The sequence below is a fragment of the Caloranaerobacter longqiensis genome (assembly GCF_050286925.1).
In the GTDB taxonomy this organism is placed as follows: domain Bacteria; phylum Bacillota; class Clostridia; order Tissierellales; family Thermohalobacteraceae; genus Caloranaerobacter.
Window position 1 is genome coordinate 22,887 of sequence record NZ_JBFWFX010000009.1, and the last position, 22,019, is coordinate 44,905.

The 22,019-nt window shown below is 27.9% G+C and carries 27 protein-coding genes; 2 read left to right on the plus strand and 25 right to left on the minus strand.

Features of this window, described 5'->3' with window-relative positions; translation table 11 throughout:
• The first annotated feature begins 280 nt into the window (after positions 1-280).
• Positions 281-898, plus strand: a complete 618-nt coding sequence (locus AB4Y15_RS08765; protein ID WP_427339809.1) for a hypothetical protein — start codon at positions 281-283, stop codon at positions 896-898.
• A 107-nt stretch (positions 899-1,005) separates the two neighbouring features.
• Here AB4Y15_RS08765 and AB4Y15_RS08770 read toward each other — a convergent pair whose 3' ends face one another.
• The 10 genes from AB4Y15_RS08770 to uvrC all read right to left on the minus strand — a co-directional run bounded on the left by AB4Y15_RS08770 (position 1,006) and on the right by uvrC (position 11,503).
• Positions 1,006-2,310, minus strand: coding sequence for a gluconeogenesis factor YvcK family protein (locus AB4Y15_RS08770; RefSeq protein ID WP_427339811.1), 1,305 nt, complete (start codon positions 2,308-2,310; stop codon positions 1,006-1,008).
• A 17-nt stretch (positions 2,311-2,327) separates the two neighbouring features.
• Positions 2,328-3,179, minus strand: a complete 852-nt coding sequence (gene rapZ / locus AB4Y15_RS08775) for an RNase adapter RapZ (RefSeq protein ID WP_427339813.1) — start codon at positions 3,177-3,179, stop codon at positions 2,328-2,330.
• A gap of 4 nt (positions 3,180-3,183) precedes the next feature.
• On the minus strand, positions 3,184-3,930 hold the full coding sequence (locus AB4Y15_RS08780) for a PHP domain-containing protein (RefSeq protein WP_427339815.1): 747 nt from the start codon (positions 3,928-3,930) through the stop codon (positions 3,184-3,186).
• Between the two features lie 12 nt (positions 3,931-3,942).
• Entirely contained in the window at positions 3,943-4,857 is a 915-nt protein-coding gene (gene murB, locus AB4Y15_RS08785) for a UDP-N-acetylmuramate dehydrogenase (protein WP_427339816.1), read from the minus strand.
• A gap of 207 nt (positions 4,858-5,064) precedes the next feature.
• Positions 5,065-6,405 (minus strand): ABC transporter substrate-binding protein, encoded by a 1,341-nt coding sequence (locus tag AB4Y15_RS08790; RefSeq protein WP_427339818.1) that lies wholly within the window; start codon positions 6,403-6,405, stop codon positions 5,065-5,067.
• 98 nt (positions 6,406-6,503) lie between these two features.
• Positions 6,504-7,454 (minus strand): ROK family protein, encoded by a 951-nt coding sequence (locus AB4Y15_RS08795; protein ID WP_427339819.1) that lies wholly within the window; start codon positions 7,452-7,454, stop codon positions 6,504-6,506.
• 13 nt (positions 7,455-7,467) lie between these two features.
• Positions 7,468-8,217: a phosphatase gene (locus AB4Y15_RS08800; RefSeq protein WP_427339820.1), complete on the minus strand. Its 750-nt coding sequence runs from the start codon at positions 8,215-8,217 to the stop codon at positions 7,468-7,470.
• A gap of 45 nt (positions 8,218-8,262) precedes the next feature.
• On the minus strand, positions 8,263-9,189 hold the full coding sequence (gene hprK, locus AB4Y15_RS08805) for an HPr(Ser) kinase/phosphatase (protein WP_427339821.1): 927 nt from the start codon (positions 9,187-9,189) through the stop codon (positions 8,263-8,265).
• A 75-nt stretch (positions 9,190-9,264) separates the two neighbouring features.
• Positions 9,265-9,456: a PspC domain-containing protein gene (locus AB4Y15_RS08810; protein WP_427339822.1), complete on the minus strand. Its 192-nt coding sequence runs from the start codon at positions 9,454-9,456 to the stop codon at positions 9,265-9,267.
• Positions 9,457-9,637: 181 nt separating this feature from the next.
• Positions 9,638-11,503, minus strand: a complete 1,866-nt coding sequence (gene uvrC / locus AB4Y15_RS08815) for an excinuclease ABC subunit UvrC (RefSeq protein WP_427339824.1) — start codon at positions 11,501-11,503, stop codon at positions 9,638-9,640.
• Between the two features lie 169 nt (positions 11,504-11,672).
• Here uvrC and AB4Y15_RS08820 point away from each other — a divergent pair, with 169 nt between their 5' ends.
• Positions 11,673-12,362 (plus strand): hypothetical protein, encoded by a 690-nt coding sequence (locus tag AB4Y15_RS08820; RefSeq protein WP_427339825.1) that lies wholly within the window; start codon positions 11,673-11,675, stop codon positions 12,360-12,362.
• 32 nt (positions 12,363-12,394) lie between these two features.
• Here the strand turns inward: AB4Y15_RS08820 and AB4Y15_RS08825 are convergent, their stop codons facing one another.
• The 15 genes from AB4Y15_RS08825 to AB4Y15_RS08895 form a co-directional block, all read right to left on the minus strand.
• Positions 12,395-12,835: an NUDIX hydrolase gene (locus AB4Y15_RS08825; RefSeq protein WP_427339827.1), complete on the minus strand. Its 441-nt coding sequence runs from the start codon at positions 12,833-12,835 to the stop codon at positions 12,395-12,397.
• Between the two features lie 70 nt (positions 12,836-12,905).
• Positions 12,906-13,427: a GNAT family N-acetyltransferase gene (locus tag AB4Y15_RS08830; RefSeq protein ID WP_427339829.1), complete on the minus strand. Its 522-nt coding sequence runs from the start codon at positions 13,425-13,427 to the stop codon at positions 12,906-12,908.
• A 136-nt stretch (positions 13,428-13,563) separates the two neighbouring features.
• Positions 13,564-13,899 (minus strand): hypothetical protein, encoded by a 336-nt coding sequence (locus tag AB4Y15_RS08835; RefSeq protein ID WP_427339830.1) that lies wholly within the window; start codon positions 13,897-13,899, stop codon positions 13,564-13,566.
• A gap of 40 nt (positions 13,900-13,939) precedes the next feature.
• Positions 13,940-14,473, minus strand: coding sequence for a GNAT family N-acetyltransferase (locus AB4Y15_RS08840; RefSeq protein ID WP_427339831.1), 534 nt, complete (start codon positions 14,471-14,473; stop codon positions 13,940-13,942).
• A 21-nt stretch (positions 14,474-14,494) separates the two neighbouring features.
• Positions 14,495-15,163 carry a LiaF transmembrane domain-containing protein gene (locus tag AB4Y15_RS08845; protein WP_427339832.1) on the minus strand — a complete coding sequence of 223 codons (669 nt, stop codon included), beginning with the start codon at positions 15,161-15,163 and terminating at the stop codon, positions 14,495-14,497.
• A 57-nt stretch (positions 15,164-15,220) separates the two neighbouring features.
• Complete coding sequence (locus tag AB4Y15_RS08850; RefSeq protein WP_427339833.1) at positions 15,221-15,616, minus strand: hypothetical protein; 396 nt, start codon at positions 15,614-15,616, stop codon at positions 15,221-15,223.
• A gap of 10 nt (positions 15,617-15,626) precedes the next feature.
• Entirely contained in the window at positions 15,627-16,373 is a 747-nt protein-coding gene (locus AB4Y15_RS08855) for a hypothetical protein (protein WP_427339834.1), read from the minus strand.
• A gap of 23 nt (positions 16,374-16,396) precedes the next feature.
• A complete protein-coding gene (locus AB4Y15_RS08860; protein WP_427339836.1) occupies positions 16,397-17,170 on the minus strand; it encodes a TolB family protein in 774 nt (257 codons plus the stop codon).
• Between the two features lie 24 nt (positions 17,171-17,194).
• Positions 17,195-17,701: a hypothetical protein gene (locus AB4Y15_RS08865; protein ID WP_427339837.1), complete on the minus strand. Its 507-nt coding sequence runs from the start codon at positions 17,699-17,701 to the stop codon at positions 17,195-17,197.
• A 152-nt stretch (positions 17,702-17,853) separates the two neighbouring features.
• A complete protein-coding gene (locus AB4Y15_RS08870) occupies positions 17,854-18,351 on the minus strand; it encodes a hypothetical protein (RefSeq protein ID WP_427339838.1) in 498 nt (165 codons plus the stop codon).
• Positions 18,352-18,535: 184 nt separating this feature from the next.
• On the minus strand, positions 18,536-19,450 hold the full coding sequence (locus AB4Y15_RS08875; protein ID WP_427339902.1) for a Cof-type HAD-IIB family hydrolase: 915 nt from the start codon (positions 19,448-19,450) through the stop codon (positions 18,536-18,538).
• 230 nt (positions 19,451-19,680) lie between these two features.
• Positions 19,681-20,343: a hypothetical protein gene (locus tag AB4Y15_RS08880; protein WP_427339839.1), complete on the minus strand. Its 663-nt coding sequence runs from the start codon at positions 20,341-20,343 to the stop codon at positions 19,681-19,683.
• Between the two features lie 33 nt (positions 20,344-20,376).
• Positions 20,377-20,829, minus strand: coding sequence for a sugar phosphate isomerase/epimerase family protein (locus tag AB4Y15_RS08885; protein WP_427339903.1), 453 nt, complete (start codon positions 20,827-20,829; stop codon positions 20,377-20,379).
• Positions 20,830-20,977: 148 nt separating this feature from the next.
• Positions 20,978-21,154 (minus strand): hypothetical protein, encoded by a 177-nt coding sequence (locus AB4Y15_RS08890; protein ID WP_427339840.1) that lies wholly within the window; start codon positions 21,152-21,154, stop codon positions 20,978-20,980.
• A gap of 275 nt (positions 21,155-21,429) precedes the next feature.
• The gene (locus tag AB4Y15_RS08895; RefSeq protein WP_427339841.1) at positions 21,430-21,975 is read right to left on the minus strand and encodes a copper amine oxidase N-terminal domain-containing protein; all 546 of its coding nucleotides are present in this window, start codon (positions 21,973-21,975) and stop codon (positions 21,430-21,432) included.
• Between the last annotated feature and the right edge of the window lie 44 nt (positions 21,976-22,019).

Below are 22,019 nucleotides of genomic sequence, written 5' to 3' on the forward strand. Positions count from 1 at the left end.
TCTCTACAAATCTTATTGGTTTATTATATATTCTTACGATATTCATAATTATATGATAAATTATAAATATTTAATAAAATAATCATAAATTCGGCAAAATTATTGACAAAAAATATATATAAATGTATTATATGGATAAACAAGCTGATTTTAAATATATTACAATTATTATAAAAGTTTTATGAAAAACTAAAATAGATAAAAAAATAAAACATTTTTATTATGTATCCTATCAATCTTAAACTCTCGGCACTACAAATTGCAGAAAGGAAGTAATCATATGAATAAAAAAATACTTTTATCTATTTTTTTAATTATATTATTTATTTTTATATTTAATGTCTATATAGAAAGTAATACCAATAATATTAATCTTTCAAAAGAATTACCTCAAATAGAAAAAGTTATAAAAGATATAATAATAGACGATATTATTAATAAAAAGATACCTAATCAAGCCGTAATCAGAAATACGTTAAAAATACATGAAATTGCTAAAATTCAAGATTATATCCAGGTTTTATATTCATACAATTATCCTGTGGGTGGAGCAGAAAAGAAACGCATTGTATTACAATTAAGAGTAATAGAAAAAAATAATTCTAATCTTGGTTACAAGCTTACAGGTGGAAGTGGCTTGGAAACGAGTGTTGGAAATATGTCAAATACTCCAATTCTTTATATAGCTAATAAATACAGAGTAGCAGGTATAATCATAGATTCAAATGTATCTAATATAATTGTTTCATATAGAGATGGTAAAATTCTTAATCAAAATACAATTAATAAGGATTATTTTTTAATATATAGAAATGATGACGAAAAAATTCCTATTAAATATATAAGAGCAATCGACCATAGAGGTAACATAGTTTATGAATCCGATGTTACGGAGTAATTTGAAAAGAGTTTTGATTTTTAAAGAATTTTAATGGTGTTATTTTATTTTCCCCCTGGCCTAACAAGCATACTTAACATACAAACAAATAATGCGGCCAATGGCCGCTAAATATTTTTTTCTAATATCAAGTTAATCAATATCTCACTAACTCTCAATGCGTCATGTCTAATATAATCTTTCTTTATATCTACTAGATTATCCTTTATTACACTTATGCCCTTTGCTTTTAATTTCTGCTCTTGTTGTTCATCTATAATAACAGGTTTTGCTCCATCTTTATAATACTTTAATAAAGTTTCGTCTGGTATTTCTTCTTGGTTTGCTATAACATAATCTATCAACCCATCTTTACTATGCTTTAATATGGCATTTACATGGTCTAAAACATCATATCCATCAGTTTCTCCCGGTTGTGTCATCACATTTGCTACATATACTTTTATTGCAGCTGATTTATATATTGCATCACTTAAACCATTTACTAATAAATTAGGAATAACACTAGTATAAAGACTTCCAGGACCTAAAACAATACAATCTGCATCTTCAATAGCTTCAATAGCTTCCTTAAGTGGATAGCTTTCTTTAGGCTCTATATAGACATAATCTATTTCACTGCCAATTTTTCTATTTTCAATTGGAATATTCGACTCTCCTTCGATAATTTTACCATTTTTTAATTTTGCATACAATTTTACATCTTCTAAAGTCATAGGTAATACTTTCCCTGTTACAGCTAATACATTACTCATTTCCTTTATTGCAATTTCAAAATTACCACAAATACCATTCATAGCAGCAATAAACAAATTGCCAAAACTCTGTCCCTTAAGCTTACCATCTTCAAATCTATACTGCAGTAATTTTTCCATTATAGGTTCTGTATCGGCTAAAGCTAATATACAGTTTCTTATATCTCCTGGTGGCAGCATTCCTAAATCTTCTCTTAAAACCCCAGAGCCTCCACCATCATCTGCAACAGTAACAATAGCTGTTATATTCGTAGTATATTTTTTTAATCCTCTCAAAAGTACCGAAAGACCTGTGCCACCACCTATAACTACTATCTTAGGCCCTTTATTAAGTGCTTTTCTCTTACTAAAAAATTTTATATTCTTATCTTCAATCTTAGCCATTAAACTTTTATATCTATCATTAATAGAAACATCATCAATATCCTCAATGTCATAATACTGCATAAAAGACTTAAAACTCTTTTTAATTGAGATATATAATAGCAATATCCCTGATATAAAAAAAAATAAATATTTAAATATATGATTATAAAACAAATTTATCTCTACATATATCGGTGAAATACCGTATGAAAACATAACTAATCCTAATATTCCTAATAAAATCCATCTCTTAATACCAAAACTTGATTTTACTCGCTTATTCAATTTCATACTAAACACCTCTTATATTATTTGCAATCTCTATGAGATATTACTACTCTATGCTCTTTATCCTTAAGTGTTTCATATAATACATTTGCAATAGTAACAGACCTATGTCTACCGCCAGTACAACCTATCGCAATAACAAGTTGTGTTTTACCCTCTTTTATATAATATGGTATTAAGAAATCTATTAAATCAATGAGCTTATCAACAAAAATCTTAGTTTGCTCCCAACTCATTACATAATCTCTTACATTTTTATCGTTACCAGTATATTCTTTGAGTTCTTCTATATAATATGGATTAGGTAAAAATCTCACGTCAAAAACTAAATCTGCATCCAAAGGAAGTCCATGTTTAAATCCAAAAGAAAGTATCGATATTGTTAGATTTTGTGCTTCTTTTCCTTCTAAAAAAATTTTCCTAATCTCTTCTTTTAACATTCCTATAGTAAGCTTTGAAGTATCAATTATATGATTTGATTTTTCTTTTACCTCTTTAAGAACCTTTCTTTCTTCTTTAATACCATCTATAATTCTTCCATCTCTGCTTAAAGGATGCTGTCTTCTTGTTTCTTTAAATCTCTTAATTAAAACCTCATCAGATGCATCTAAAAATATAATCCTATATTTAAAACCCTGTTTCTCAAGTAATTCTAAACTATGGAATAAATCGTTGAAAAACTTACCACCTCTGATATCAACTACTACTGCTACTTTATCAATAGTTCTTTTGGATTGAAAACATAAATCTGCAAATTTTGGTAATAATACTGGTGGAAGGTTGTCCATGCAATAAAAACCAATATCCTCCATTATCTTTATAGCTTGACTCTTTCCTGCTCCTGATAAACCAGTAACTATAACAAATTCCATAGTTCTATCCCCTTTCTTCTTCATCCAAAACGTTTATTATCTGGTCAGCTTTCAAACCAGCTTTTATAGCTCTTTCTATTCCACTTTTTACATTTCCAACATCATCTGGAGTATGAGCATCACTATTAATTGCAAACTTTACATTTTCTTTCATAGCAATTTTTATGTATTCTAAATTAAGATAACCATGACTAGCATTTATTTCTAATGCTGTACCTCTCTTTGCTGCTGCTTTAGCAAGTTCTCTAGTATCTATACTAACCTTTGCTCCTGGATGAGTTATTATATCAATATTATAGTTATTAATAGCTTTTATAACAGCCATTGTATTCATATATCTAGCTTTTTCAGCTACAGATGAAATAAATTTGCCTGTATAATTTATAATATAAAAATTGTATGCATCTTTTATAGTCTTAGGTCTTGCTCCAAAATGGAAACCAACTAGCAATATATCCAACATGTCTATTATTTTATCATCTACATCAATTTCTCCGTTATAGCTTATTATATTTGCTTCAACACCTAAAAGAATTTTTATATCTTTATATTCTTCGTTTAACTTATCTATTTCTTCTCTCATTTTTTTTAAATTTTCTCTTTTAACACCAAATCCCATATGATTAGGACCATGATCGCATATAGCTATCTCCCTAAGTCCTTTTTTTCTAGCAATCTCTACATTTTCTCTAATAGTACCCTTTCCATGACTATACTTAGTATGTGTATGATAATCAGCAAAAATCTTCATAAGTTCCCTCCATTATTCTTCTCCAATTATCTTAACCTCTGTTTTAAGTTCAACGCCAAATTTATCTCTAACTGTTTTCTGAATAACTTTAATCAGATTTAGAACATCATTACAAGTAGCATTGCCTAAATTCACAACAAAACCACAATGTTTTTCAGAAACTTGTGCATCTCCGAATCTCAAACCTCTTAGACCAGCATCTTCTATTAATTTCCCAGCATAATATCCTTCTGGTCTTTTAAATGTACTTCCAGCACTTGGAAGATTTAAAGGTTGTTTAGATGTCCTTTTTTGTGTAAGTTCATCCATATAGTTCTTTATATCTTCATAATTACCCTTCTTAAGTTCCATTTCAACTTCTATAACTATTAATCCTCTTTCATCTATAATACTACTTCTATAGCCAAACTTCATCTGTTCATTTGTAAACTCTATAATTTCACCCTTTTCATCAATACATCTTACTAAAGTTACAACATCTTTCATTTCTCCACCATAAGCTCCTGCATTCATAGTTATAGCGCCACCTAATGAACCAGGTATACCACTTGCAAACTCCAATCCAGTCAAAGAATGTTTTAATGCAATCTTAGATAATTTAGATAGTAAAATACCTGATTGTGCTATAATCTTATTACCTTCAACTCTAACATCACTTAGATTTTCTGAAATTTTAATTACTACTCCTCTTATACCTTTATCACTTACAAGTAGATTTGAACCGTTACCCATTATAAAGTAGTCTACATCTAATTCTTTGCATAAAGCTACAGCTTGAGAAATTTGCTCAACCTCTTTAGGTATAAACAAAATATCTGCAGGGCCTCCTATCTTAAATGAAATATGATTTTTCATGGGTTCATCTATTAAAAATTCATCTTCTGAAAATCTTTCTTTAAAAATCTCTACAATCTTTTTTTTATTCAAAAAAACCACTCCTACATATAAAATTCTATATTTTTTTAAGTTTATACACTATATACTAAAATTATATCCAAATTACCGACAATTAAGTTCTACTTACTAAAAACAGGCTATTCGTCGTTCGATATTCGCTTTGTCAACAAGCTCATATATACTAAAGTATATCCTTTTTATCTTTAATAAACAACTATTGTAGATCTAAAAAATATATTAATTCTCATTCATATACAATTTCTGTATTTGCTCTTTTGCATCATTTAGTGCTTCTTTACTACTTTTTTCACCAATTAACACCAATCTAATTTGACTTTGAAGAATTTTATCAATTTCTTTCCATTTTTCATGTCGAGGAATTATTTTAGTATACGACAATGAATTTTCTATTCTCCTAATTTTACTATCGTACATATATAAATTTTTTATCCCTGATTTTACAGGAAATACTCCTAAGTCCTCTAACTCTTTTTGATATTTCTCTTGAGTAATATATTTTAAGAACTTTACACACATCTTAAGTTTCGCTTCATTTTCCTGTTTAAATATACCATATGCACTTATGCTGTTGTTAAGTGATACAGGCAATTTCATATCTCCTATAGGATAATTTGCTACAGTAAATTCAAAACCTTCTCCTTTATTCCTAAGATTTTCTAGAACCTTTAAAGCCCAAGTACCAGTTGGATATACCGCTACGTTTTTCTTTTTGTAAAACATTTCCCATGCTTCATTTTCATTCAATATTCCAAAATTTTCAGGAGTCACTTTATATTTATATTTTAAATCAACCAATTTGTTTAAACCTTTAAGTGCCTTATCTCCATAAAAAACATACTCACCACTATTTTCATCAATTATATCAGCACCATCACTTAGTATAATCCCCCATACATTATAATAATTTGGCTTAATAAAAGAAGTAAATCCGTAATGGTCTATCTTGCCATCATTATCTGAATCCCATGTTAGCATCTTCATTTTTTCAACAAATTCCTCATATGTCCAATTGCCATCAATCGGTGGTTCGACTCCTCGCTCCATGAAAAGGTCTAAATTTAGATACATAACATAAGTCGTCATCATAAAAGGTACTCCCCACATTTTACCGTTATAGGTAACAGCTCTCAAAGCTTGATATTTGAATTTGTTTTTTTCTTCTTTAGTAAAATAACTATCCAAAGGCTCTAATATATCTTCTCTCATATAATTAAAATCAGTTGCTATTGGAGCAATATCTGGATACCTGCCTGTTTTTATAGCTTCCTCTAATTCAATAGGTCCTTTTTTCCAATCAATAGGTTTAAGTTCTATATAAACACCAGGGTTTTCTCTTTCGAACTTTTTAATTTTATCTAGTATCCAACCATATCTACTACCAGTTTTAACATTTAATCTTGGAAAATCCCAAAGAGTTATTACTCCCCTCCATGTCTCATCTTTTTCTATTCTTTTTTCATTTATTTGTTTTCTATAATTAGCAATTAGTAAAGGGCTGGACAATATCAATAAAACTACTATGATTTGCAGAAACGCTTGTATAAGCTTCTTTTTCATACTATTGCACCCCCTAACTATAAATATTCTTAGGGAGTGCTTAATATGTTTTAACTTCAAATACAAAATATGCGGCCAAAGGCCGCTAAACTTATATTTTATTTATATTCACTTAATAATGCTGCACCAATAATGCCTGCATCATTACCTAATTCAGCTAAAAATATTTCTGCGTGTTTTACTTCCTTATATAAAATATATTTAGAAACCTCTCTTTTTACTCTCTCTAATAGAAAATCTCCTGCTTTTGAAACTCCTCCACCTATTGCTATCACATCAGGGTCTAAAATATTTATTAAATTAGATATACCTATTCCTAAATATCTAACCATTCTATCAACTACCTTATTAGCCAATAGGTCTCCTTCTTTAGCACTATCAAATATTATTTTGCTGTTTAACTTCATCAAATCATTATTAACTTTTTTCAATAAAGTTGTTTCATATTGCCCTTCTTCTATTAATTTCTTAGCATATTTTATTATAGCAGTAGCTGAAGAAAAAGTTTCAAGACAACCATTATTTCCACAATTACAGTCGTAAAAATTTTCTCCTACAATCATATGACCTATTTCTGACCCAATTCCATGTACTCCACTATATACTTTGCCATCTAATATTATTCCACCACCAACACCTGTTCCTAGTGTTATGAAAATAGAGTTTTTGTATCCTTTAGTAACACCCTTGATACTTTCTGCTATACCTGCTACAGTTGCATCATTTTCTATATAAATTGGAAGCTCGAATTCTTTCTTTAAATTTTCGCCAAGAGGTACATTTGTCCATCCTAAATTTGTACAATATATGACTTTGTTGCCTTCTGGATCTGCTACCCCTGGTATGCCTATTCCTATAGATTTTACTCTATTACCCTTATCCTCTGCGATATTTATCAAACTTTTTATTAAGTCAATAATATCCTTTTCTATTTCTGAATATCCTCTTTGTGCTTTAGTATCAATCTGCTTTTTGTATACAATATTCCCTTCATCATCTACTAAACCTATCTTTATTGCAGTTCCGCCAATATCTACTCCTATGTACATTTTATCTCCCCCTCTACATTTCTGGTTTGATATAGCTTTCCATAAATCTTTTCTTGCCTCTTGCTTTAAGAAAGTTTTTAAACTTTTCTACAGAAACATTTATAATAAGCTCTTCAGGCATATCAATCATTTCAAATATTTCAATTACTTTTTCAAATCTTCCTACATCAAAAGCAATATGCGAATCGCTACCAATTACAACTTTTACACCATACTCCTTACACAACTTTGCTATTTTAATACAGTTATCTCTACTTCCCTTTCTGCTTTGACTAAATGAACTGTTATTTATTTCTATAAGTTTTCCAGTTTCTCTTGCTTTTAAAACCATTTTTTCATAATCAAGTGGGAAAACTGGATTACCTGGATGAACAATTATATCTACATATTTATTTTCCATAGCTTTTATTATTGCATTTGTATTTTGCTCAACATTACCAGGTTCGATACACGGTTCATGTAGCCCAGCTAAAACCAAATCTAATTTACTTAAATACTCTTCAGGAACATCAAGATTTCCATCAAAATCTATAATATTTGCCTCAACACCTTTAAGAATTTCTACACCATAAATTTTTTCAGGTATAACTCTTTGATTACCAATATGAAATAAATGAGGTCCTCCAGGCATACTAGGACCATGGTCAGTTATTCCTACTAATCTTAAACCTTTATTATTAGCTTCTCTAGCTATTTCCATAACTGTGCTATATGCATGACCACTTGCAACAGTATGACAATGAGTATCTATAAGATACTTCATCTTTATCACATCCTCTCTTCACTTGCTTATAATATATTTTAGTAATTAATTTTTATCATGTTCATGAAGAGATAAAATCCTCTTATCTAATTCTTCAGCTGCGTTATAACCCATACTTTTCTGTCTATGGTTTCTAGCTGCCACTTCAACAATCATGGCTAAATTTCTACCTGGTCTAACTGGAATAGTTATTTTAGGTACCTTTGTATCTAATATAACTGTATATTCTTCATCTAATCCTATTCTGTCATATTCCTTTTTGTCGTCCCAGTATTCCAGTTCAACTACCAAATCAATAACTTTGGAATTTCTTATAGCACCTACACCATATAACCTCTTAATGTCTAATATTCCAATACCTCTTATTTCTAGAAAATGTTTAATTAATTCAGGCGCCTTACCTCTTAAAATATTTTCTTCTACTTTTCTTATTTCAACAGCATCATCAGCAACAAGCCTATGTCCTCTCTTAATAAGCTCTAATGCTGTTTCACTCTTACCAACACCACTTTTCCCTGTAATTAATATACCTATACCATATACTTCTACTAATACACCATGCATAGTTATTTGAGGTGCTAACATATCATCCAAATAATTTACAAGTCTACTTGTAAACTTCGTAGTTGTCAGTTTTGTTCTTAAAACAGTTCTCCCAAACTCCTTCGCCCATTTTATCATTTCAGGAAAAACTTCTAAGTTTCTAGTAATTATTATAGCTGGTATTGGATATTCTAATAATCTTTTAAGTCTTTCATCTCTCGTTTTCTCATCTAATGAAGTTAAGTAACTCCATTCAACATTTCCAATTAACTGAATTCTCTCATATGCAAAGTGATTATAAAAGCCTGTAAGTTGAAGTCCTGGTCTATTTAAGTCGCTTTTAGTAATTTCTATATCTGGATTTTCAGGTTTATAAATTACTTCTAGATTCATATCTTTTATTAAATTATCTATAGGTATAGACTTCATACTAACCTCCTATTAAATATGAATTAATTTTGACCATATGGGGCAAATATTATCCCATTCGACTTAAAAATATAACTAAAAATCTTTTGATGGCATAATCAATGCAGCTATGATATAGGCTATCACTCCACCAATTCCCCTGCTAAATATAGTCAGCAAAACCCATGCTAATCTAACTATTGTTGAATCTATTTCAAAATACTCTGCTATTCCGCCACAAACTCCTGCTAACTTTTTGTCGGTTGAAGACAGAAATAATTTTTTCACCAAAAAACCCCCTTTTTAGTACATATTATATACTTTTACAACAGCTAAGTAAATAATAATACTGATTATTTAAAAACAAACTAACAGCCAACAACTTACAGCTGTTACATACTATAGGCAAATTTAATTTTTTTAAAAACTATGAAAATAAGAAAATAAAAGCGAATGATTGAAAGAAGTATTAATCTTTAGCCTTTCTAAAATAATTATATACTGCTTCGGCTACCTTTTTATTCATTCCTTCTACCGATTTTAACTCTTCTATAGAAGCATTTTTAATTTTTTCTATTGAACCGAACGACTTAAGTAAAGCTTTTTTTCTTTTTTCACCTATACCCTTTATAGAATCTAACTGAGATTTGAAAAGTTTTTTATTTCTTAAGCTTCTGTGATAACTAATTGCAAATCTATGAGCTTCATCTTGTATTCTTGTAATAAGCTTAAAACAATTAGAATCTTTTGGTATGTCTATCTCTTTATTTTCATATATTATTCCCCTAGTTCTATGAAAATCATCTTTAACCAAACCACATACTGGAATATTTAAATTAAATTGCTTAATAACTTTTTTTGCTGCATTAACCTGACCTTTTCCTCCATCAACCATTATTAAATCAGGAAATATGGAAAAATTCCCTAGATCCACTTTATTATCTTTTATAAATTCTCTTTCATTTATTCCTCTTTCAAATCTTCTATAAATTATCTCTTCCATGCTTCCATAATCATTAGGCCCTGATACTGACTTTATTTTAAATCTTCTGTAATCACTTTTTCTAGGCTGACCTTCTTGAAAAACTACCATTGAACCTACAGATTCTACTCCTTGAATATTAGAAATATCAAAAGCTTCAATTCTTTCTGGTATTTTATCTAGCCCTAATAAATTAGCCAATTCATCAAGAGCAGCTCTACCAAGCTGAATTTTTCTTTTGATTTTTTCACTTTGGTTTTCTAATGTTTCCATAGCATTTTTTCTTACCATTTCCATTAGTAAATTTTTTTCTCCTCTAACTGGTACCTTTATTTGAACTTTAGAACCTCTTTTTTGACTTAACCATCTACTTATCAACTCTTCATCTTGTATCTTAACTTCTATCAAAATCTCTTTAGGAATAAAAGATGAATTCATATAAAACTGTTTTACAAACGAACTCAATATTTCACTTCGCGTTATTCCAGATGTATCTGTTAAAATAAAGTGCTCTCTACCTACTAATTTCCCTCCACGCACAAAAAATACTTGTATGCATACATCTTCTATTCCTCTAGCCATTCCTATAATATCTTGGTCAATTAAAGTAGAAGAAACTATCTTCTGTTTCTCTAATATATGTTTTATCGAATTCAATTGATCTCTATATTTTGCTGCATTTTCAAAATCTAGCTGTTTAGCTGCATTTTTCATTTTTTCTTCTATCAAATGTATTAACTTATCTTCTTTGCCTCCAAGAAATAATAAAACTTCATGTATCATTTCCATATATTCCTCTTCATTTACATTACCTTGACAAGGGCCTAAACACTTACCTATAAAATAATTTAGACAAGGTCGCTCTTTCTTTTTGATATTATCTAAATTCTTTCTACAATTTCTTAAAGGATATATATTCCTAATAATTTCAAGCGTATCATTTACAGCAGATGTGCTAGTATATGGTCCGAAATACTTAGCCTTATCTTTTTCTATTTTTCTAACCTTAATAACTCTAGGATATTTCTCATTAGTTGTGACCTTTATATACGGATATTGTTTATCATCCCTTAAAAGTATATTATATTTGGGTTTATGTTTTTTTATGAGATTACATTCTAAAATAAGAGCCTCTAATTCATTATCAGTTATTATATATTCAAATTCAGCAATATTACTTACCATTGCTTTAACTTTTGCTGTCTTAGAACTTGAAGCCTGAAAATACTGTCTAACTCTCTTTTTAAGATTAACAGCCTTTCCAACATATATAATCTGTCCATTTTCATCTTTCATTAGATATACACCTGGTTTATCTGGAAGTTTTTTTAATTCTTCATCTATATTAAACATAATTAAATCTCCTTTCAAACGACTTACAACTACCAACATTTTATAATCTCATGTCCATATTATATCCCAATCATAATATACCACAATTGCGGTTATTTTGAAATTTATATATAATTAATACAGTAGAATTTACAGCTACATCTAAAAATACACAAAGGAGGAAAATTTTATGTCAAATGCAAAAAAAACTGCAAACTTTATAATGGCTTTCTTTTCGACTATAATGTTTATATCAATCGTTTCCAGAATAGTTATGCCATATATCTCTAATTTAAGTGAAAACATGGTAAATAATGTAGTATTCCCGATTTTGCTTACAATAGCGTTGCTATTTTTCGGTTCATTCCAAGGTTTACTAAGATATTCATATAATAAAAGAATATTAAAAAACAATGCAGTCCTTTTATCTGTTAATATAGACAATTTTAATTTAAATGAAAGACTTTGGTATTATCTCTTGGTAGCATTAATATACTTTGTACCAATATTCAGAAATCCAATATCCAGTAAAATGATTATAATAAGAGTCGTTTTATTTATAATAACTTTAGCGCTTATAGAAGTCTTATTAAGACTATCTAATAAAACAATTAAAATTTATTTCCTTAAAAATGGAATTTTAATAACAGGGTTTGATATAAGAATAGGTTTACCAATTGTTTACGGAACTCAAATACACAATGATTCTGGATATTATAGCTATAATGACATAGAAAATTATTTTATCTTCCCAGATTATATAGACCTTTATTTAATACTTAAACAAGGTAAATTAACTTTTAAATCTAATAGTGAACTTGCAAGACAAGTCTCTGGTATTTTAAAACAGAATAAAATAGAAATGAAAAAATTTACTTAAAAATGCTGAGGCTATCCCTCAGCATTTTGCTTTTAAATATTATTTTTTTCTACATATTCCTGTACTCTTTTTGCTAAAATTGGTTGTATCAATGGATATGTTAAATTCTCTGGCAATACATCTACTAATTTTATCTCTGCTATTTCTGTTTGCGGTAATTCTCCAAGTTCCCTGACTTCTGCATAAAATAGTTGTCCATACGTCTCTTGCTCTCCATTGTTTACCGAATATACATTGACTGGATAAATTGTAAAATCTATTGCTCCTGTTTCTTCAAAAAGCTCTCTTGATGCTGCAGCTTGTACGCTTTCTGAAGGCTCAATATGTCCAGCAGGTATTTCCCAAGTATTTCTTTCTTTATGTCTTACTACAATCCATTTGTCATTAAACTTAGCCATTATAACTACAAAAATAAGCTTATTTTCTTCGAATTTATCGCAATCATAGAACTTCACTTCAAGCACTACTCTCATCCTTTCAAGTAATTATACACTATAATCTTTTACCTTAATCTATTTTCCTCTATATCTTTGACACTATTTTTTAACCATAAATATTTTTAAATCTTTCCTTTGTCATTTTAAAAAGAATACTATTATCTGTTTTTAATACTGTTTCAAATCCAAAATTATTCAAAGCTTGTTGTCCACTAATACTTGTCACATTATCAAGCATAACTTGTCCATTAAATTCATAAAAATAATATTCAAGCATAAGTTTCATAGCTTCTTTCGCATATCCTCTACCTCGAAATTTACTTTGAATTTTAATATTAAATTCTGCAGTTTTACTATCATCATCATATCTATGAAAGCTCACTTCACCAACTGGCTGGTTTTCAAAGTTATATATTAGACAGTAGAAATTCTTCCCATCTGTCGGTTTTACCATTTTTTTATACCAATCTTTTCTCCTTTCTTTTGGAAATGATACTACCCCACCAACATCTTTCATTGTATTTTCATCAGACCATAATTCACTTACATAATCTAGTTCATCAAATTCAGGTTGTTTTATATAAATCAATCTACCTTCTTTTTTAAAAAAGTTTCCGTTTTTATCCATAAAGCCTCCTTAACTTTAAATATTCAAATCTAATTTAATAAAACTTTACCTGTTCCATAGACAAATTAAACTCTATAACTTTAAAATAATGGATTTCAACAAAATCTTCCTCAGTTTATTTAAATCGAAGGTTTTGTTATAATTTTATCAAAGTTATAATTATAAGCCCTGCTAAATTTAATAAAAAGAATAATCCGAAAACCATATATAAAGTATTATCATATAACTTCCTCTTTACATTTCCAGATACACTCCCCGTTGATTGTCCCATTTTTTCTATAAAATTACCCATTAATGCACCATTAGACACATCAGTATTAGGTCTTCCCAAGAAAATATAACCAAGAAATGCCCCCGAAATAAATAACCATATCATAAAAAATGATTCTAAATCTTTCACTCCACCATTCCAGAAAAAAGTAATCAATTCTAAAGCAATTAGTATAAATATACCTATATATTTCTTCCTCAAATCTATCCCCCCTAGTCAATTTATATGTCGAATTCTACTATCAAATTTCTAACCCCATTAAGATTGTACTGTAGTACTTTCCATTTACATAAAACTCTTTTGATATTTTTCCTTCTTCTATAAATCCAAATTTTCTATATAAATTTATTGCACGCTCATTATCTTCCCTTACTTTTAAATTTATTTTTTTAATAATTTTATTTGCTTTTGCCCATTCAATTAACTCTTTAATTAACTGTGACGCTATTCCCATATTCCAATATTCTTTTTTTACACTTATACCAAATTCACCAGTATGTTTTAACCTCTGTCTACTACCACCTTTGAAACTTAAATTTCCTATTATTTCACCTTCTATTTCAGCGACTAAAAATAATTTATTATCAGAATTATAATATTCCTCAATTATTGACTCCTCTAGTTCTTTCGTTAATTTTAATTCACCTGGTTCGAAAGTAAGGAAATCTGATTCATATGAAATAACATTAATAAACTTTATCAACTCTTCAGCATCTTTTTTCTCTGCTTTTCTTATAACCACTTTCTTACCATTAGACAGTATGTATTCCTTCATGATATCACTCCTAATTTCCTATTAATTTTTAACCTCAAAACCTCCGAACATTACAAAACTATTTATTATAAGGGTAGGACTATCTTCTTTGTTATTGTTTACTGTTTCATTTTCCCAACCACCAAAAATAGGAACTCCTTTTATGATTACATTCCATCCTTGAGGTACAAAGATTTCTGCTCCTCCAAAAGCTATTAAAATATCAATTCTTGCTTCTTGTTCTTTAAGTATATTCGCGTCTCTTAAATCAACATCAGCTCCACCAAATACCACTGTAATATTCCCACCTTTAAAATTTTGAGAGGAATTTTTAATATTAAAACCAGAAAATAAAGCAAATGTATTTAAAGTATCTTTAGAACTCACTTTCCAATTATCTCTCTTTGGAGATAATAAAATCCAGATACCTATTAAAATAATAACTATAGGCCAAAACAGGTTATATTCAAATATATTAAAATATTGAAAATTTCTTAATTGGAATATTCCACCTATAATTATCAATATAATCCCTGCTGTTTTTGAAATAGAGTCTGTTAATAATTTATATATACCAATTACAATTAATATTAACGGCCAATACTTTGAAATAAATTCTCCAATAGTTATATCAATCATCCCAGTTTCACCTAGTAACAAAAAAACACCAACAAAAACTAACAAAATACCAAATATTTTCTTTCCGTTCATAACCATTCCCCCTTTTATAATTCCATAGCATTAAAAGTTTAAAGTAAAACCTTTCAATTAAACTTTTGTAAACTTAATCACCTTCCAAATACCATAACCAACTATAAATAAATGCAATATCAAAACAATTCCCCTTGTATATACTAAGTTTCTATCTGGTACAATAACACCTTTTGCCCCTAAAAAACCAGCAATTAATAATAGTATCAAAGTCACTTCGAATAAAACGACTAATAACTTTGATATATTACCATGACTAAATTTTAAAAATAAAAATATAATAAAACAAAATGCAATACTAAAACCATTAAATATAAAATATGTACGCATAGTATTAAGTTCTACATCTTCACCTATAAAAATATATGTCATAAACCAAATTAACATTATAAAAACATATGCAAATATAAAAACAAAATTGAACGTCCTTGAATTAAATATTTTTTTTAACATTCTATACCCCTTACAAATAGTTATTTTCATATACTGCCTTTTCAATATCACTATCTTTTATCCCTTGTTCATATAATTTCTCTAACCACTTACTCATTGACAATTTTTTCATTACTTCATCATATGTCATATTTAAAGGTTCACCCCATTCTTTATTCAATACATTCTTAAAAGCTTCAGCAATTTTAAGGGCTTTTTCGGTTTCTAATTTCCACTCATGATTATACGCTAAATGAGACAATACAATATAAGTCTGCCAGCCTTTCAATGTTGATTTCCATTTATTATTTTCTTGTTCAATAAAATTATTTTTTGAAAGATTAGTTAACTCTTTTTCAATATCATCAATTGGAATATGTAATTTTTCTGCCAATTCCAAAGCTCCAACACTTTCTGACTTAATACTAATATACTCCAAAATTTTTAATGCATTATAATTCATTAAAGGTTTTAGATATTTTATTAATGTATCTACATTTCTTATTAAATACGGCAAAAACGATGGAGTTACAGTCGTAGAATACCATCTTGAACTCTTTTCTGTTTCTTTTTGCCAGCATGCCATTATTGCAATATTTTTTAAGCCTCTTTCTTTGCATAAAATCTGTAACGTATCTAAAACTATATCTTGTCCACAAACATTACTTGAACACATCATAGCTTTTTCTTCTTCTGACATTAGTTCTTCATCTATCTCTTTCAATCTCGCTTTTAATCTATTAATTTCTGACCTTATTTTATATGCTTCAGTATTCATCAAATCCCTCCAATTTCAGTCTATTATTTAGATTTGTAATGATAAGTTAATTGTTCGCTTTTTTCTGGGTCATTAAAATATATTTTTTCATATGTCAAAATGCCATCTTTATTCCATTGTCTTGGTGTATACTTAAAATCACTTGTCCCTTTTGCAATTATCCTTTTCTCTCGGGTTTCAACATTATATATAGTTAAATCAACAGTACCTGACAATTCAGTTAAAGCAGCAGGCGGCTGTATATCACTTATAGTTCCTAAAGCTATCCACTTAGAATCATAAGACCATAGTGGCACTCCCGTATATGTAATCCCATCAATTATTTTAAAATTATCTGTCGAAACAATAAATCCCCATCGTTCACAAGAAGTACCCGTATCTACAAAAACATACTTGCTATTTGGTGACCATATGAATTCACAAATCCTATCTTCCTCTTCTCCTATGCTTACAGGTTTTTTCTTACCAACTGTCCAAATATACATCTGTCCATACCAACCTTCAGTATCTCCTCGAACGAAAGCAACTTGTTGGCCGTCATAAGACCAAGTGACTGCATATACATCCTCTCGCTCTTTAAGTTTAGCCTCTATATTTTCTCTAGTACTATTTAATACTTCTAATATTTCATCTTTCGTATTATTCTTTATGGCAATAGATGTATCTTGCTCATTTGGTTCATTTTTTTTATTTATTACTTGGTTTTCTTTAGCACATCCTGCCATAAAAAGAAATACTAATATCAAAACACATATTAATCTGTATAACTTTTTATGGAGCTTACAAAAATCTTTCAAACCAATAGCCCCCCTTATTAACCGTCAACTTTTATTTATGTACCTTTTTATTTTTTTACTTACTTCTACTGCTTCTTTTCTATTTAAAGCAGGTGCTTCAAAACTATAATGTAACTCCTTACTAAACCTATCTTCTATCTTGTGAAAATCTCCACTACCAGAAATTAAATCAAAATCTTTAGAAACATCTACCCATAATACTGTATTTCCATATTCATCTCTGGATATTAATGTATAATAATTCATTTTAAATTTCATTTCTAAAGCTACTCTTAAATTTCCAGCCTTTAAAGAATGAACACTTAATTGTTTATTATTAATCATTAAAACACCTTCAAAGACATTTGGTGTTAATATATTTCTAGTTAATTTCCCTTTCAATCTTACATTAATAACTTCTCCTTCATCATCTTTATCTTGAATATAAATACATCCTTGATAAGTTTTATCTACTTTCATTGGATTTTTATAAAAAATAATTAAAAATGTAAAAGCAATTAAAACAACTAAATATTTCTTCTTTTTAATCAAATTCACCCCCATATCTATTTAAATTTCCTGATAGTTCTGATTATTTTTACTAATTCTAAAGTTATAAGTAGTATCTTCAATTTTTACTAGCAAAATTTTTAATACTTTTCCTACTTGTTTTCCATTTAAAACATTTGCTGATATTAATAATATTATAGAAAAAGCGTCATAGTAATAAACAATATTACTACTATAAGTAGCCCTAATATAACAGACTTAATCATATATTCCTCATGTTCTCTGCTTTTTTTCAAAAAATAATTATCAACAAAATAAATTACAATTCCAATACTGAGTGCTATTCCGGCAATAATTATAAAGTCTTTTGTTGTCAATAATGATCTAGATGATTTATCATTTACTCTAATTATCCCATTTACGAACAGCAAAATCGATAGAATATAAAAACTTACTATATTAGCTTTTCTATCTTTTTCCTTGAATACTTCATCTTTTTCATTCGTAATTTTACTGCGTTTAGGAGTTGTAAACATGATATATTTATTATAATATTGTTCATTATAAGAAAATAAAACCGCCATGATAAATAGAACTGCTGATAATATAAGCATTGCCGTACTTAACCCTAGTAAATAACTCAATATTAAATATAATATAACAATAAAAATCATAAATATAACTTCTCTCATTTTTATATCTCCAATTAGTGTTTTGCTAGCTCAAATAAAATACCAACCTCTTATTTTATTTTTCATAAAAACATCTAAAATCAAAATAATTAATATAGTTTACTATATTTCTACATTCAATAGCAATATCCTCCACATCTATCTATTTTTGTATAAATTATTTTTCGCATAAAAAATACCGAGGTTAATCCTCGGCATAGGCAATCTCTTTTCCTAAAATAAATTTGTTTATAACATGTGCCACTCCATGCTGGTCATTTGTATATGTTACATAATCAGCAATCTCTTTTATTTTAGAAAAACCATTCCCCATTGCTACTCCTAATCCTGCATTTCTAATCATATGTTCATCATTCTCTGAATCCCCTATACAAATTATTTCCTCATTTTGTATTCCTAATTCTTCCGCTATCTTTTTTATCCCTGTCCACTTATTACAGTTTTTATTAATAACTTCTAAAGCAAATTGTAATGGCTTTACTACTGTATACTTATCTGAAATTTCTACTAAAATCTTATCTAAAACATCACATTCTAATCTTTTAGTTTTTTTGCAATACTTGCTTTGTATAATATCTTTTGTAAATAATTTTTCCAAAGATTCCTTTACGTTTATTATAATATCAATACTGTCGTTTATAATTGTCATTTTATATATCTCTATATCATCGCTTAATGAGTCAATATCCACTATTTTCAAAGCTACATTATTAGCTATAGAATCAAATTTACTAAAAATATCATCTTGAAAAGATAAAATACTATCTCTTGTGTATATATATAAACTCAAGTCTAACTTTTTAGTTAGATCATAAATATATTTCAAATCATTAATACTTAACCCATTACTCTGGATGATTTTGGTCATAGTATTATTTGATACCAAGCCTCCAGCACATGATACTGAGTAATTATTATCATCTATTATATTTAATTGTTCTAAATAAGGAAGCATTCCACCAAATATACGTCCAGATGCTAATACAACCTTAACACCCATATGTAAAGCCTCTTGTATTGCTTCAAAATTTTCTCTTGATATCTTGTGTTCTTTGTTTAACAAAGTTCCATCCATATCTAATGCCAATAGTTTATACATAGTCAAATTCATCCCCCTATTTAGGAAATTATAATAAAATCTTATATTTTAAAAATTTAATGTCGATTTTATTGAAACTTTGTCTGGCATGTTTACATGCCAGAGTCGTTATAAACTGCATTGATTTGTGGATAATTTTAAATATAATTTCCTTATGGATATAGACAAAACCTACCTTATACAAATTTAAATCAAAGATTTTGTTCTTTATAACTTTAATCTATATATACTTAATCTAATAATAATTCTAATTCATTTTTAACCTTCTCAGTCTTTGTTTTTTGTGCTAACTTAATAAATAAATTATTTAGCTGCTCATGATTTAAATCTTTAATAGGTATTATACTTTTACTGATTGCATTTTCATAAACAGAAAACTCATTAATTAAAGCTCTTAAATCACTAATATAGTCTCTAATTTCTTTTTCACTCGGTATATTCTCCTTATCATTTTGTTGAAATGCTATAGCCCATTCCATTACGACATGCATATATGCCTCAAAAAAATCGTCCGCATATCCATTTCCAGTATAATGACAATCGTTTATTGATTTAAAATTATGATATATAGAATACAATCCTATACAAGATTTAACTACATCCAAATCTTCTTCAGTTTTAATTAAAAATCTTATTTTTGTATCAATATTATCTGTCTGCTCTACTATTTGCATATTACTATATGCATCAGCTATATATTTTTTCGATAAAAAAATAACACTCTGAAAATAATTATCTATCACTCTGTTTCTATTAACAACCCCAAAAACTAAATAAACATTAATTACAATTAATATTATTAATGCTATAATTAATATTTTATTCCACCTATTTAATTTATAATTTTGCTCAAAATAATATTTTTCTAATGATTTTTCTTCTTTATTTTTCACATTAAAAACCTCCATAATAACATAATATTAAGATTATACAATAGTTTTATCAAATGCTTTTCTTACTCTGTTAACTTCTTTAACTATATCGTCTACTCTATACTCTAATGTAATAATAGGAGTTATATTATTTTCTATTAATATTTCACTTAACAAACCTAATTCTTCATATGAAGGAATACTATGAGAATCATTTTGCCTATTATTCCAATGCAAATGAATATATTCAATATGAGATTTTAATCCCATAATCCATTCTTTCAAAGTTAGTTTTGAATATGCCAATGCATGTCCAATATCTAAACAAACCTTAACTTGTTCTGAATTAATATTTTCAATTAAATATAATAAGTCTTTATAATTATCGTCATACTCATTTTCAAGCAGTATAGTCATATTAATGTCATGTAACTCCTCTAATAAATCTTGCCAAAATTTTATTTGATTATTAAGTTCATTTGCTTTATTCTTGGTACTTTTAGCAATGAATTCATTTGACTATGGAATACTACATACGAAGCCCCTAACTTTTTTGCAATTTCTATAGATTGAAGATACCTATATCTTGTTACTTCAATTACTTTTTTATCTGTACTTCTTGGATTTAAATCAAATGCAGAACCGTGTAATGAAACTAACCCTTTATATTTTTTAATTTATTTTGGAACTTACTAATTAAATCTTCATATCCATCATCTAGTATATGCTGAGGAAATGTTTGAATTTCAATACCAATATCATTCTGCTGGAAAACATAAGGCTCAAATTGGTTAACATCAGTTATCATTGTTAAAATCCTAATTTTATTCATTTTTACACCTCATTCAAGCATTGTATATTTCATAATCTAATCTTCTATATCTAAAAATCTTATTAAACTACAAATAATTTTAAATCTAATTTCTGTAATGAATATAGATAAGATATTATTTTTTATTTAACCAAAAATTTAATTATATGTTATTACATCTTATACTTTCTCTATCTAATAATAATTTCCTTTATAATTAACTACTTTTTGCAATAAATTAATTTTTTGCATACAAAATACCGAGGATAAACCTCGGCATTTTAGCATCAGTATTTTTAAATACTAATAATAATTCCCCTAATCTTTCCATATTTATTAATTACTAAACCTACATCATCACCAATAACCAAATCATTGAATTCAATATTCATTTTCTTATCATTTCTCTTTAGAATAATAACTGCATTTTTATCAAGTTCTAATAAAGGTGTTACTTCTACGCTATTATCATCAAAATGCTGTTCAATTACCATTCGCTTATTTTCATAATCAATCGAAGTTATTAATCCATAGATAAACTTTTCTCCTTCTAAATAATTGCACTCTGGAAAGTCTTTATAGCTTTTTATCAAAACAGTTTTTGTTTCATTATCCCATTTTACTTCTTTATCTAATTTTTCAACTACAAACCGTATTGGAACATAAACTCTATCATTATAAATAAAAGGTTCTGTATCAGTTTCAATTTTACTCCCATCTACATTAATGCTTATATTATCAAAGTATACTTTAATATTTTTATAAACACTATCAGCCAAAACTGTTACTGAAAATAAAAATATAAAAATAAAAGTGAAAATAAATCCCCTACTCAATTTCATTTCAATACCTCCATAACCCGTTTTCAGGGATTATTTCCACTTAT